This is a genomic window from Winogradskyella immobilis (genome assembly GCF_021887715.1).
Classification (GTDB): Bacteria; Bacteroidota; Bacteroidia; order Flavobacteriales; family Flavobacteriaceae; genus Winogradskyella; species Winogradskyella immobilis.
The window spans coordinates 22,253-37,454 of sequence record NZ_JAIQXX010000009.1 but is presented as its reverse complement, the minus strand read 5'-3'; the positions used below and the strand labels follow the sequence as shown (position 1 = coordinate 37,454).

The 15,202-nt window shown below is 32.5% G+C and carries 8 protein-coding genes; 5 read left to right on the top strand and 3 right to left on the bottom strand.

Annotated features, from left to right (window positions below; all coding sequences use genetic code 11):
* Position 1 precedes the first annotated feature (1 nt).
* The 4 genes from K8Z87_RS08215 (at position 2) to K8Z87_RS08200 (ending at position 4,623) form a co-directional block, all read left to right on the top strand.
* The gene (locus tag K8Z87_RS08215) at positions 2-502 is read left to right on the top strand and encodes an outer membrane protein assembly factor BamE (protein ID WP_227477019.1); all 501 of its coding nucleotides are present in this window, start codon (positions 2-4) and stop codon (positions 500-502) included.
* Positions 483-2,156: a gliding motility-associated ABC transporter substrate-binding protein GldG gene (gldG, locus tag K8Z87_RS08210; protein WP_227477018.1), complete on the top strand. Its 1,674-nt coding sequence runs from the start codon at positions 483-485 to the stop codon at positions 2,154-2,156. The genes K8Z87_RS08215 and gldG overlap by 20 nt, the downstream gene beginning before the upstream one ends.
* A gap of 188 nt (positions 2,157-2,344) precedes the next feature.
* Positions 2,345-3,463, top strand: a complete 1,119-nt coding sequence (dnaN, locus tag K8Z87_RS08205; RefSeq protein WP_227477017.1) for a DNA polymerase III subunit beta — start codon at positions 2,345-2,347, stop codon at positions 3,461-3,463.
* 101 nt (positions 3,464-3,564) lie between these two features.
* The gene (locus K8Z87_RS08200) at positions 3,565-4,623 is read left to right on the top strand and encodes a proline iminopeptidase-family hydrolase (protein WP_227477016.1); all 1,059 of its coding nucleotides are present in this window, start codon (positions 3,565-3,567) and stop codon (positions 4,621-4,623) included.
* 74 nt (positions 4,624-4,697) lie between these two features.
* Here the strand turns inward: K8Z87_RS08200 and K8Z87_RS08195 are convergent, their stop codons facing one another.
* On the bottom strand, positions 4,698-5,060 hold the full coding sequence (locus K8Z87_RS08195; protein ID WP_227477015.1) for a DUF4870 domain-containing protein: 363 nt from the start codon (positions 5,058-5,060) through the stop codon (positions 4,698-4,700).
* 157 nt (positions 5,061-5,217) lie between these two features.
* On the opposite strand from K8Z87_RS08195, the gene K8Z87_RS08190 reads away from it, so the two are divergent.
* On the top strand, positions 5,218-5,853 hold the full coding sequence (locus K8Z87_RS08190) for a peroxiredoxin (RefSeq protein ID WP_227477014.1): 636 nt from the start codon (positions 5,218-5,220) through the stop codon (positions 5,851-5,853).
* A gap of 142 nt (positions 5,854-5,995) precedes the next feature.
* Here K8Z87_RS08190 and K8Z87_RS08185 read toward each other — a convergent pair whose 3' ends face one another.
* Together K8Z87_RS08185 and K8Z87_RS08180 are read right to left on the bottom strand one after the other, a co-directional pair.
* Entirely contained in the window at positions 5,996-6,988 is a 993-nt protein-coding gene (locus tag K8Z87_RS08185) for a PorP/SprF family type IX secretion system membrane protein (protein WP_227477013.1), read from the bottom strand.
* A 21-nt stretch (positions 6,989-7,009) separates the two neighbouring features.
* The gene (locus tag K8Z87_RS08180; RefSeq protein WP_227477012.1) at positions 7,010-15,151 is read right to left on the bottom strand and encodes a T9SS type B sorting domain-containing protein; all 8,142 of its coding nucleotides are present in this window, start codon (positions 15,149-15,151) and stop codon (positions 7,010-7,012) included.
* Positions 15,152-15,202: the final 51 nt, after the last annotated feature.

Below are 15,202 nucleotides of genomic sequence, written 5' to 3'. Positions count from 1 at the left end.
CATGATTATTACTCCATTACTTGTTATTTTTATGTTAGTTGTTTTTGTACTACTCTTTTTATTTTTAAAAACAGTAGATAAACGAAAATGGTTAACCTTTATCATTAGTTTAGCCTTAACACCTTTAGTTTATTTTTATCTAGCATATCCGTTTATAAACATTGTTAGTAATTATCATCATCAAAAATATTTTAATGCTAAAACTTGGGTAGAAAAACCTGCTTTACGCTATGAAATGATTGATAATGCTATAGAAAGTGACACTTTAATTGGAATGACTAAAGCCGAGGTTGAAATACTACTTGGAAAGGCAGAATGGCTGACTTGGGATGATACGAATAAAATTGGTGATACTAACCGTTGGAATTATAGTCTTGGCATAGAACCTGGCGCATTTACTGACGAAAAAGATGTTATAGAAATTACATTTAAAAACAATAAAACTACCGAATTAAGAACATATAAAGAAGCTATTGTATTTGATGCTGAAAAACAAAACTAATATAAAACACATTGTATTTGCACTTATAGGGTTAGTGATTTTAAATCTTATAAGCAATACCATATACAAACGTTTTGATTTAACTAAAGATCAGCGTTATACGCTTTCTATAACCACAAAAGACATTATAAATTCTGTGGAAGCACCACTAATTATTGATGTGTTTCTAGAAGGTGAATTACCTTCTGAGTTTAGGTTACTCCAAACCGAAACCAAACAGCTTATTGAAGAATTCCAAGTATTAAATTCGCTTGTAAAAGTTAACTATATAAATCCACTAGAAGACGAAACTACTCGCGAACGTAACATACAAGAATTAAGAAAAAGTGGTTTAGAACCGTATATCAATAGTAATAAAACTAGTGGTAAAGTAACACAAGAACTTATTTTTGGTTGGGCATTTGCCAGTTATAAAGGAAACACGCAAAAGATTCCTTTATTTAAAAAGAGTTTAACAACAGATTTACAAACACAGATTGCAAATTCTATACAACAATTAGAATATCATTTTGCAGATGGCTTTAATAAAATAACAAAACAAAAAAGCAAAAAAATTGCCATATTAAAAGGAAATGGACAATTAGCTGACATTAATATAGCTGATTTCTTAACTACTATTCAACCCTATTATAATATAGGACCATTTACGTTAGATTCTGTAGCTTCTAATCCTCAAAAGACATTAAATGACCTTAATAAATATGATCTTATAATTTCTGCAAAACCGACAAAACCTTTCTCTGAAGAAGAAAAATTAGTCCTCGACCAATATACCATGAATGGTGGAAAGAGTATTTGGCTCACAGAAGCTATGGTTATGGATAAAGATAGCCTCTATAATGCTTCAGGCAGTTCTGTTACCATTGCTAGAGATTTAAACCTAAATGATTTCTTTTTTCAATATGGAGTTCGTATCAATCAAAATTTAGTAAAAGATCTATACTCCGCTCCTATTACTCTAGCTGTTGGAGAAGGTAACAACACACAATTTCAACCTATACAATGGCAATATTCGCCATTAGCTACGGCCAATATAGAAAACCCTATTAGTAACAATATTGATTTGGTGAAATTTGATTTTGCCAGTCAGATCGATACCTTAAAAAATAATATTTCTAAAACTGTATTATTACAAACTTCTGGACGTTCTAAATTAGAAGGAGCATTGCAAACCGTATCTTTAGCTAGTGTAACACAACAGCCCGATGAAGATAGCTATAATAAAGCACCACAAAACTTAGCCGTGCTATTAGAAGGTCGTTTCAATTCTGTATATAAAAATAGAATCTTGCCTTTTAAAGTTAATAATTTTAAGGAAGCTGGCAGTGCTACAAAAATGGTTGTCATTTCTGATGGGGATGTTATAAAAAATGAAGTGTCCAGAAACCGACCGATTCAATTAGGATTTGATCAATTTACAGGTAGAACTTATGGTAATAAAGAGTTTTTACTCAATACAGTTAATTACCTTTTAGATGACACCGGACTTATAAACATACGATCCAAAAATATAGAAATTGCGTTTTTAAATTCTGATAAAATTGAATCTAACAAGTTAAATTGGCAATTATTAAATATCGCTTTACCACTAGTGCTCTTGGGTGTTTTTGGTTTTGGTTTTAATTATTTTAGAAAGAGAAAATACTCAAAATAACTTGGTGCTTATTCAGAAAATAGATCTGTTTTTTGTTAATAAGTTTGTTTCATAAAACCCATGTATTAAGATATATTTGTAACACTAATGGTTACTCAGAATAAATCATTAATAGCATAACGTAAAATCAACAAAACTATTTAATGGTTTTTGGTATTGACCATTAAAAATTCATAAAAAAACAACAAATGAAGTTTATAGTATCAAGCACATACTTACTTAAGCAATTGCAAGTCTTAGGAGGAGTTATAAATAGCAATAATACATTGCCAATTTTAGATAACTTTTTATTTGAATTAGATCATTCTAATCTTACAGTTTCTGCTAGTGATTTAGAAACAACTATGTCTTCAGAAATCAATGTAGAAAGTGACTCTAAAGGAAGTATTGCATTACCTGCTCGTTTATTATTAGATACTTTAAAAACGTTTCCTGAGCAACCCTTAACCTTTGTTGTTGAAGAAAACAATACTGTAGAAATTAGTTCTAATCACGGTAAATATGCATTAGCATATGCAGATGGTGCTGAGTTCCCTAAGGCAGTATCTTTAGAAGATCCAAGCACAACAACCATAATGGGAGATATTTTAGCTACAGCTATTAGTAAAACTATTTTTGCTGCTGGTAATGATGATTTAAGACCTGTAATGAGTGGTGTGTTTTTTCAATTCTCTCAAGAGAATTTAACCTTTGTTGCTACTGATGCTCATAAATTAGTAAAGTATACTAGAGCTGATGTTTCTGCTAGTGAAGTTGCAGAATTTATAATGCCCAAAAAGCCATTAAATCTTTTAAAAGGGATTTTAACAGGAAGTGATGATAACGTAACTATAGAGTATAATGACTCTAATGCTAAATTTACGTTTGAAAACTCTGAACTGGTTTGTCGTTTAATTGATGGTAAATATCCTAATTACGAAGCTGTAATACCTAAAGAAAACCCTAATAAATTAGTTATAGATCGTACACAGTTTTTAAATTCTGTACGTCGTGTTAGTATTTTCTCTAACAAAACCACGCATCAAATACGTTTAAAGATTGCTGGTGCTGAATTAAATATATCAGCAGAAGATATCGATTACAGCAATAAAGCAGAAGAGCGTTTAAGTTGCGATTACCAAGGAGACGATATGCAGATTGGTTTTAATTCTCGTTTTTTAACAGAAATGATAAACAATTTAAATTCTAGTGATGTTCAGTTAGAAATGAGTTTACCTAATCGTGCTGGGATTTTAACACCTATTGATGGTTTAGATGAAGGCGAACAAGTTACAATGCTTGTTATGCCTGTAATGCTTAATAATTAATAATAATTACATATACATATCCTAAAGCCCGATTAATCGGGCTTTTTTATTGTCCAAATTATAATTCAATTTTAGTACTTTAGTAAGTAAATAATCGCAAAATGAAAAAATATTTAAGCCTATTAGCCATAGTTATAGTTTTTATTTCTTGTAAAACAGAAAATGAAGAAGTTGTTAAGGCAACTACAGATTTATCTGTGAAAGAATACCATAATCCTGAGTCTCATAATGACCAGTTTACTGGAGGTATTAAAATGATTCCTATAACTACACCAAAAGGTGAATTTAAAGTGTGGACGAAACGTATTGGTCATAACCCTAAAATGAAAGTTTTATTACTACATGGCGGACCAGGAGTTACCCATGAGATCTATGAAAGTTTTGAAGGCTATCTTCCGCAAGAAGGTATTGAGTTTTATTATTACGATCAGTTAGGCTCTTATTATAGCGATCAACCAAAAGATTTATCACTATGGGATTTAGATCGTTTTGTTGAAGAAGTAGAACAGGTACGTGTTGCTTTAGGGTTGAATAAAGATAATTTTTACTTATTTGGACAATCTTGGGGAGGTATTTTAGGAGCACAATATGCTTTAAAATATCAAGATCATTTAAAAGGTTTAATTATTTCTAATATGGTAATGTCTATACCAGAATATCAAAAATACTCTGATGAAGTTTTAGCACCTCAATTGCCACCAGATGTATTAAAAGAAATATTAGAGTATGAAGCAAAAGAAGATTATGGAAACGAACGTTATTTGTCTTTAATCACAGAGCATTATTATCCAAAACATGTCCTCAGAATGAAGCCTAGTGAATGGCCAAATTCTGTAAATCGTACGTTTCAGCATGTAAATCCAGATGTATACGTCACCATGCAAGGCCCTAGTGAATTTGGTATAAAAGGAGATGCTACTTTAAAAAATTGGGATATTATGGATCGCTTAAAAGAAATTAAAGTACCAACATTAAGTATTGGTGCACAATACGATACTATGAATCCTAAGCATATGGAATGGATTTCTACCGAAGTACAAAACGGGCGTTATTTGCATTGCCCAAATGGTAGTCATTTATCGCAATACGATGACCAAGAACATTTCTTTCCAGGTTTAATAAAATTTATAAAAGATGTAGATAAAGGAGAAGCTTTATAATTACAATATACTATAAAAGAAAAAACGCTCATCCGACCAAGGTGAGCGTTTTTATTTACCTCTTTACAAAATAACTAACTAACAAAATTAAGAGATAAAGGGTATCTTGGGTATTCCCCATTACTAGCTCTAATAGCATTAATAATTGGGTATATAAATCCGGCTATACATAATAGTACCCAGCCAATAATTCCTAGTCCAAAAAATAAAATTAATGGAATGCAAACAATATAAAACACAATTAAACTCAATTGAAAGTTAACAATTGCTTTGCCATGTTCATTCATATCAACAATTTTATCACGTTGTATTAACCATAAAATTAAGGGTACTACAAGTCCACCAAATCCAGTTGCAAAAGTGAGCAATTGGCATAGATGTGTAATAAATAATAACTGACGGTCTTCGCGCTTAGCGGTATAATAATTTGATTCCATGCTTATGTGACGCCGATGGATTTAAAATGTTACATAATATTGAAAAAATAAATCAGCTTTATAAATTAATTAACAATATTTGTATTATATGATTTATTAATAATCAATAAATTAGACCTCCGAATTAAGTTATTAATAAATAAAACAAATAATCATTATGGCAGTAATTAGATTAGGAGATATTGCACCAGATTTTAGTGCAAAATCTACAGAAGGTACTATTAATTTTCACGAATGGCTAGGTGATAGCTGGTGTGTGTTATTTTCTCACCCAGCAGATTACACACCTGTATGTACAACAGAATTAGGAACTGTAGCAAAATATAAACCAGAATTTGAAAAACGTAATACTAAAGTTGTAGCATTAAGTGTTGACGGTATCACTTCGCACCACGGTTGGATTAGTGATATCAACGAAACACAAGGAACTACGGTTAACTTTCCTATTATAGCAGACGAAGATCGAAACGTATCTGAACTTTACGACATGATTCACCCAAACGCAGATAGTAAATTGACTGTACGTTCTGTTTTTGTAATTGCACCAGATAAAACGGTGAAACTTATTATTACATATCCTGCATCTACAGGACGTAATTTTGATGAAATTATCCGTGTTATCGATTCTTTACAATTAACAGCATATCATAAATTAGCAACACCTGCAAATTGGAACAATGGTGATGATTGTGTTATTGTTCCTTCAGTTACAAATGAAGAAATACCAGAATTATTTCCTAAAGGACATACTGAGGTAAAACCTTATTTACGTATGACTCCTGATCCGAGTTGAAAAATTGAATATTAATAAATGAAGAGCAATAAAATTAAGTTATTGCTCTTTTTTATAGATGCAAATACTAAAACTGAAGCCTCAATTTAAAAATTAGGATTATTAGAACTGCTAGTGATTAATTTAAAATATAAAATAAAAATTAATTTCCCATCTGCCAATACTTTCGTTGTCCTCTTGTACAAGCACAATTACTAATAGAACGCAATAAGTTTACTCCAACAGTAATAACGTGTGTACCAGAATTAAACGCAGATAAGTCGTTTGTAGTGACTTGATAAGCATATCCAAAATAAAAAATAGATTGACTAAATCCTGCCATAGGTCCTACATTAAGTGGCTTTAACAATTGATCATTTAAAAAACGGTAAGAAACTCCTCCCCAAAAATAGTTGTCATTTCTACCATACTTCCTTACTTTAAAATTAAGATCCGTACTAGAACGTTTATCACTTACAAATAGTTGATAAAATATAGAGGGTTCGTATTCAATACCATATTTTTTATTACTTCCAAAGACAAATCCAGAATACAACTGAAAATTTAAAAGTTGATTCGGTTCAAATACTCTAACATCTTCATCAATTTTTTTCTCAATAATATTATTAGCGTTAAGACTAACATAGACATTACGATAACGGTATAAAGCTCCTATATCAAAATTAGAGTTCGTTGTTCGTCTATCGTCTGTAACAAATGGATCTATAGTTGGGTTCTCAATAGTTGTATTAAAATTGTTAATATCAATTCTAAAATTGTTGACATTAAACGATAAGCCTAATGATAAATACTGTTCTGTTTTTTCATTTAAAATTAAATGATGAGCAAATGAAAATTTGGCTCCTGTTTGTATGGTGTTACCGTTTCTATCATTGTATGCAGAGACTCCCAAACCAGAACGATCACCAACTCTAATATCTGTATATATAGATTGATTATCTGGTGCTCCTTTGATACCAACCCATTGTGTTAATCCATTTGCTCTAATTTTAAGATTATCACCAATACCTGCAAAAGTTGGAGAAATAACAAAGTTATTGTCTGCTAAGTATTGTGTAAATACAGGTAGATTTAACTCTTGACTATAGCCTTTAACAGCTATCAATACTACTATATATATATATAAATTTTTCATGTCTAGTGATTTTATTATTTATTATCTATAAAGTGTAAAGTGTCCTACAAAATTTCTAGCATCTCTATTATCATTCAAATTAATCACGTACCAATAATCGCCAGTAGGTAATTCTACCCCATTATATTTACCATCCCATTTTTCATCCACATTTAGTGTCGCTATTTTTCGTCCATAGCGGTCAAAAATATCGAAGGTTAAATTTCTATACTGCTCAGCACATCCAGGTCCAAAACCATCTAATACTCCATCTCCATTTGGTGTAAAATAATCTGGGATGCATATATCTACAAATTCATAAAATCGTGTTGCACTAGCCATACAGCCATTGCTATCTGTTACGGTTACAGTATAATTACCTGATTCAAAAATTATGAAGGTATTTGTATTTCCTTGTGATTCGCCGTTTAAAGTAAACTCGTAAATACCCGAACCACCCGAAGCTATGGCTACAATTTCATTTAAATTTTCGCCACCCAAAACAAGCTCTACAGGTTCAAATTCTGTAATATCAAATACTTCGGTTCTCTGAATACATCCGTTTGTATGTCGGACATCTATATAATGATCTATACCAGGAGTAACATTAACAAAAACGTTACTAGGTTGATATGGTCCGTTATTTAAAGAATAGTCAATATCTGAAGTATTGGCATTACTGCCATCTATTGTAACTGTTACTGTATTTCTCGTTATATTGTTTTCACAGGTATATTCTATAGTCAATTCTGGACTGAGCAATACGGATTCTGGGAATGTAATATTCCATTCAGACTCGCATCCTTGACTATCTCTTACATAAACCACATGATCTCCACCTTCAAGATTTATAAAATCAAATTGAGTTTGTGTAGCTGTCCCTGTAATATAATTACCATTTATATCATCTAAACTAACACTATATGGCAAGTTTCCGCCAGAAATCTCTATACTGAACTCTCCGTTTACTTCACCAGAACATACTTCTGGAAAGATAGAATTAGGTACAATTGAAAGCGAAACAGGTACTGGTTCTTCAATAGTAAAATCAAATAATTGAAAACAACCCAATTCGTCTTGAGCAATAAATTGATAATCTCCTGAAGCTAAATTTTCAAAAATAGGTTCGTCAAAAAATTGATTTAATTGTGGTGAAATGGCATATTTGATAATACCTGTACCACCAGATGCATTTATAGTTAACATTCCATCATTATTTCCAGAGCATGTAATTTCTGTTATTGTAAAGTTTACAACAAGTGGTGCATTAGGCTCTGTAATAGATTCAGGCACAGAAATCGCATCACAATCTCCACTGGTAACGTATACCTGATAATTACCTACAGGAAGTTCTGTAAAGACTCCTGGGCTATTTTGTATTGCTCCGACAATATCGTTACCAGAACTATCCTGTAAAGTATAAGTGTAATTCCCTAAACCGCCTTGAGCATTAGCTATAATAACACCTGTATTATCACCTACACAATTAATTTCAGCATTAGTAGCATCTATATTAACCTCTAGGCTTGGTAATGGATCAATAATAATTTCATTAGACACCAATGCATCACAACCATTAGCATCTCTAACATAATATTGATATGTCCCTGCTGGAACAGAAAACGTTACAGAATTAGCAAATGTCCCAAGTACTGTTGTAAATGTTTCATCACTACTATATGTATAAGAACCTGTTCCTCCGGAAGCTGTTAATGTTAATGTAGATTCCGTAAAACATGTTTGGCTTGTTTCTTTTACTAATGACGCTACAACTGGTAATGGCTCTGTAATAGTAACTTCAACTGAAGTATATGTACAATCTAAGCCATCAGTAATATCTATTGTATAAGTACCAGCACCTAAACCATTAAATGTTGGATAAGTTTGTGGTCCCGAAGAGGTTACTGTAGGAGATAAGGTATTTAATGTGTATAAATAATTTAAACCCTGACCACCTGTAACATTCGTAATTGTAATCTCCGCATTAGTATCACCAAAACAAGATAATAATGTTGTACTTGGTGTAACTGTTCCATCTATCGGTGGTGGTACAGATAATATAATAGTATCTGAATTTACACAACCATTAGCGTCTCTAACACTAACAGTATATGTACCTGAAGATAGATTTTCAAATGTTGAATTTGAAGAATATGCTACTGAAATTGGGCCTGTTAATTCATATTCGTAATTACCAGTTCCACCTGATGCAGAAGCAACTATAGTACCACTGTCATTATTACACGTAACGTTAGATGTCTTAGTTGCAATTACTGAAACTACTTCAGCTGGTGAAGAAATGATTACATTACCTGTTGAAGTACAAAATGGACTTTCAGTCTCGTTAATAATTATAGTAAACATTCCTGCTGGTAATCCTGAAACTGTTTCTGGATTCGTTGACGTGTTAGTTGCTATTGGTCCTAATACTGAATTACCCAAATCATCAAATACTTCATAAGTATAAGCACCTGTATAACCACTTACATTAATATCAAAAGCACCAGTAGTATCTCCAAAGCATGCTACATCAGTAATATTAGTGGTAAATATTGCTGGTATGGCTTCTGGTATTAAAACCTCAACGGTATTAAAACATGTTGTTGTTGCATCAGTAATCGTCACAGTATAAGTTCCTGAAGGCACACCTGAAAAAATATTGCCTATTAGGTTTATTGAGCTAAGGTTAGGGCTAATGGAATATGTATAATTACCACTACCGCCTACTCCATTTATAGTAATCTCGCCATCATTATTATTACAACTAGGCAAATTTGTAATACTAGGAATTAAATCTATTGGTGCTGTAATACTTACGTTTATTATGTTTCCGCAACCATTAGCGTCACTTACTTCTATAGTATGATTCCCAGAGAACACATTTGTAATTGTAAATGGTGCCGATTGCGTTTGAAAGGCTCCACCATCAATGCTATATGTATAAGGTGGAATTCCTGGAGAGGTTAAGGTAACATCTATTTCAAAATTACCTTCAACTGCTGAGCATTCGTTATTGACCATAGCTTGAATAACAGGTTCTAGATCAATATCTATTGTTTCATTTAATCTAAATTCACAACCATTTGCATCCCGTATTACTATATCCCAAATTGTTTGAATATTATAATCTAATTCTACAACATTATTAGAATTAAAATCGCCCGTTATTGGAATAAATCCTGGCGCGCCTACTGCATACATATATGGTGCTGTTCCTCCAGATGCCGTTATGGTTAATTGTGCATCAATGTTACATGTCGCATTAGTTATTGATGTTACACTGGCTATTAAAGGTTGAATCGGTTCTGTAATTTGAAAAGATTGTGCTGTTGTACATAGTGTACCATCAGCTTCTCTAACAAATAGTGTGTAATTTCCTGCCGACAAACCTGTAATGGTAGCATTTGTTGGAGCGCCTGTTAAACCATTAATAGTCCCATTAATTGCAGGAATAATTGGAGTATTTGTTAACGCGTCTTGAATTTCATAATAGATTGAAGTTACAGATGAATCATAATTAGAAATTGTAAAATCTAATGTTCCATCATCTGCTCCATTACAACTAACATTTGAAGCTGTTAAAGCACTAACATTTATTGGAGATAATACAGGCGTAGTAACTTCTATAATTGAAAAACAACCTCCTGCATCTACAACTTGAAATTGATAAGTAACTCCATGATTTAACCCTGTAAATGAATGGGTTGTAGATGATGTTGGACCAAAAGTTGTTGCTGGTTGTCCAAAAATAGAATATGTATATGGTGCTACACCTGTAATGACTTCTATATCTACAGTAGCTCCTGTTGCGCATGAACCTGTAGATGCATTTCCTGTTAAATTAATATTTGGAGGTGTTTCTATTCTAAGTGTATTACTTCTAAATTCACACCCGTTACTATCTACTATAGTAACTGTATAATCACCAAATGATAAACCTGTAAAACTATGAGTTAAAGATGTAGTATTAACATTGGAATCAACTTGGGTTGATGTATTATCAAATAATCTATATGTAAATGGGGCTACACCACCAGAATTAATAGTTACATCTATACTTCCTGGAATGTTTGAATTACACTGAATAGGGTTTCTAACAATAGATACATCTATTGGTAATGGATCTACTAAATTTATTGTACCTAAAGCTTCACAACCTAAATCATCTCTTACAACATAGCTATAGCTCCCAGCAGATAATCCTCCAAAAACAGAAGTCGTTACAAATGTCGCACCACCATCTATACTATATAAAAAAGGAGCTTGTCCAGTTGATGCAGAAATATCTATTGATCCATTAGAGTCACCATTACATGTAGGGTTTATAGTATTTATCGATGCTGTTACAGGATTTATAGCATTAATAGTGTTTATGCTAGATTCTACAATACAACCATTTGCATCCGTAATTTCAAATTGATATGCCCCTGCACTTGTAGCATTGTACGCAAAAGGACTAGTCACCGTTCCTAAATTTGTATAAGCTCCTCCGTTAAATGAAACTGCATAAGTAAATGGAGCTGTTCCATTTAATATGATACCAGTTATTATTCCTTCAGGATTTATTGAGCAATCTAAACCTTTGGCTATATTAGTACTAATTCCTAATTCTGGTAATGGTGGAATTGTGTATGATTCGCTATACACACAATTATTAGAATCTCTCACCTGAATTGTATATGTATTAGGTGACAATCCTGTAAATACATTTGAAGATTGGTAAGCTGTTACTGAAGCTGCTGGCGCTATAATTTGATATTCAAGAGGAGTAACTCCTCCTGTTACTGAATCTATTGTTATAGAAGATGTATTTGTAGGACATGATAAAGGTGTATGATTAAATTCTAAATCGGTTGGTGGATCTAAATTATCAATAGTTATTGGTGACAGTGCAGAAAAACAGTTGTTACTATCTTGAATAGTAACTGTATATGTGCCTGAAGTAAGTCCTGTAAAATTGTTTGACGTTTGGTAATTTACACCATCTAAGCTGTAAGTATAAGGTGCAATACCGCCTGAAACTCCGGTTACCGTAAGTGTACCAGTACTATTACATGTATATGGAGCTGAAAGAGATACTCCGCCTACAATTGGAGATGTTTCGGTGATTATTATTGTTTGTGGCTCTGTAATACAAACCTGTGTATTTACAGAATATTGAATAATTACTTCATAGTTTCCTGCTGGTAATTCTGTAAAGACTGATGAATTTACATATGTGACTCCGTTATCAATACTATACATTATACTATTTCCATTTGCATTAATAACATCTATATTAATACTTCCATTATCAGAACCTGAACATAAAATGTTAGTTTGCGAAATGGTAAAATCTGGCTCTGGAATAACTTCTACCGTAATAGAAGTCATGGCAGAACAATTGTTAGAATCTATTACAGTAATGTCATAAACTCCAGGAGAAGTTACTGGAACAATCGGAGTGGTTTGAAAATCTGTTGTACTATTTATAAAATAAAAATAAGGAGGTGTTCCTCCTTCAGGGTATATTGTTATTTCACCATCCGTACATGTTAAAGGTGTTGTTAAAGCAGCTGTTACTGTTAATAATGGTGGCTCAATAATTTCAATATCTCCACTATATACACATCCGTTTTCTGTAGAAACGTTAACAGTATATATTCCTGGATTAAGGTTATTAAATGTATAGTCACTTTCTTGAATTGGCCCAACGCTATTAACTAAAGTTCCTCCATTAGATATAGAAAACGAATATTGCGGATCTACATCATTGGCTGCAATGGTAACATTTCCTAACTCACCATAACATAGTGGTTGTTCTATAATAGTAGAAACTGTAAAATCACGATCTCTAATTTGAACATCTGGCACTGTAAAAATACATGGGTTTGGAGTTACTCCTATTTGTCTTATATAAACGGTATATATACCAGCTACTGCTACCGAAAACACATTGCTTGGTTGGTAATTAGTCCCATCAATACTAAATTCATAACCACTTGGAACTCCACCAACTGTTATTTGACCTGGAGTTGTACAAATAATATCTTGTGCATTAACATTTGGTACTAATAGGTTTTCATATACATTAAAAAAGAACTGATTAAAACAACCACCTGAATAGTTTAAAGTCAATCGATATTGACCTGCAGTGTCTACCAAATAATCAGGTCCATTTGCAACTTCGTTCCAAACACAAGAAGAATCTTCATTAGCACAATCGGGGTTTACTACGGCTGCACAACTTGTTTCATCTAATCGTTCCCATATTATAGATGTGGTATCTGTTATTCCGGTTTGGATAAATCTTAAATCATTGGCACCACATAAGAAAATATTAGGCAATAATTTACCGTCATCTGGGCATGTTACTATTTGGTCTGCATATGCAAGAACAGGATTAGTTACATTGGCTCCAAAAGTAATAACATTAAATTGTTGACTAGTAGATTGACATGGAGCTATTGCAGTATTTTGAACGTAATAAATGCCTGTTTCGGTTACAGTAATAGTTTGGCTTGTTCCTATAACTGGTGTTCCTGATGGGTTTGTAGACCATGAATAAGAATCATAACCATCACCTGCAGTTAATGTTGTACTTGCTCCACATAAAATTACATCTTCATTAAATGTACAATTTAAATCTGCTAAAAAGTTTGTTGCTCCAGGTGTAAATAAACATCCTGTATTACTAGAAAAACTAGGATCATCTGAAATTGTAAAAGCTGGATTTAACGTTCCATTATATATTGAAAATGCCTGATTACTTATTATATTAGAACATGCGTCGGTTAATAAACTACAACTGGAAACTACTTGTACTTTAAATATAATTTCTAAAACAGGATCATTTTCTTCAACTACCGAATTATCAACGCTAAAAATCAATTCTCTAGTGACAACGTCGTAACTCTGAACCGTAACTCCTGCTGGTAAAGACACAATATCTTCTGGGTAATTAAATTCTATATTGATAGGTAATATGTCTCTAATTATTAAATTGGTAGCATCGTCATTTCCTGTATTTTGAAAACCAATAACATAGTTTAATTCGTCTCCAAGATTAACCAATTGGCCTCCTATGTCATTACCCATAGGGTCTTCTACAACCTTAGTTAAAACTATATTAGGTTCAATAATATCTACTGCAAGAGCAAAAAAGTATTGAAAATAGGTATCACCACTAGTCTCTAAACTTATGGTTGCTGAAGTTGCATCATTAGCTATAACACTATTATTAGGGTTAGGTACTGCCATAACTCCAGTATCAAAGCCTAATGTATTGGTACTATTGGGCATTCTATTATTAACTGGTGTTGCATTTAATTGAGTTACAGAACTATTGAAAAAATTATCAACAGGTCTATCTACTGTAGATAGACTAACACCATTTAATGATAGACCATCACCAGGAATAGGATTATCACCTTCAATTGTAGCAAAAGCAAAATTAGCTCTTACTGGCGCTGGTGCCGGAATTGTTCTAAATCCTGAAACAGGAATATCTAATTGTGGATTGCCACCAGCAACGCTTATAGCGCTAAATCCATCAAAGCTAGTAATCGATTTACCTGGCAAAACAGGATCTTCATAGACCACAAAAAGTGACCAACCAGCTGAGTAACCTGTACCATTGAAAGGTGTAAAAGTAGCCGTCTCACCTTCTGCACTAGAAACATTTGCCACAGTATAAGTTCCTAGATCTGTTCCTAAATTTCTTACAATATCTGTTACATCTGCAAAACAAGCGTAAGAAAAACTATTACCACCATCAACTGAAACACCGTTTGCCTCATATATAATTGTACCAGAAACATCATTATATCCACCAGTTGGTCCTCTAAATTTTACATCGGTAATAGACTCTGGTCCGTTAGTTACAGCACTCCAATATAAACCCGCATATATAATTTGATAACAACCAGAATTTGGTATATCTAAATCTGCACTTGAAGAACTATAAGTTGTAGGGTCTCCATCAATGTCTATATAACGCATATTAACATTATGATTAAAAACTGTATTATCATTAAATGCATTATTATCTGGGCCAAGAATATTATTACCAATTAATACAATATCTCCTTTTAAATCTTCATTAAATCGAGGAGTGAATGGCTCATAATTTTGAGCAAATAAATACGAACTTACTAGAAGTAATACAGGAACAACTATGGTCTTTATGTTAGTAGGCTTTTTCATGGTATTATGGCTTTACTTTCTTTATTATTTGGGGTTAATAAAAAAGTATTG

Bases quoted from the DNA above. Each gene is read 5' to 3' on its own strand.
- K8Z87_RS08215 (WP_227477019.1), top strand. From the start codon at position 2: ATGATTATTACTCCATTACTTGTTATTTTTATGTTAGTTGTTTTTGTA.
- gldG (WP_227477018.1), top strand. From the start codon at position 483: ATGCTGAAAAACAAAACTAATATAAAACACATTGTATTTGCACTTATA.
- dnaN (WP_227477017.1), top strand. From the start codon at position 2,345: ATGAAGTTTATAGTATCAAGCACATACTTACTTAAGCAATTGCAAGTC.
- K8Z87_RS08200 (WP_227477016.1), top strand. From the start codon at position 3,565: ATGAAAAAATATTTAAGCCTATTAGCCATAGTTATAGTTTTTATTTCT.
- K8Z87_RS08195 (WP_227477015.1), bottom strand. From the start codon at position 5,060: ATGGAATCAAATTATTATACCGCTAAGCGCGAAGACCGTCAGTTATTA.
- K8Z87_RS08190 (WP_227477014.1), top strand. From the start codon at position 5,218: ATGGCAGTAATTAGATTAGGAGATATTGCACCAGATTTTAGTGCAAAA.
- K8Z87_RS08185 (WP_227477013.1), bottom strand. From the start codon at position 6,988: ATGAAAAATTTATATATATATATAGTAGTATTGATAGCTGTTAAAGGC.
- K8Z87_RS08180 (WP_227477012.1), bottom strand. From the start codon at position 15,151: ATGAAAAAGCCTACTAACATAAAGACCATAGTTGTTCCTGTATTACTT.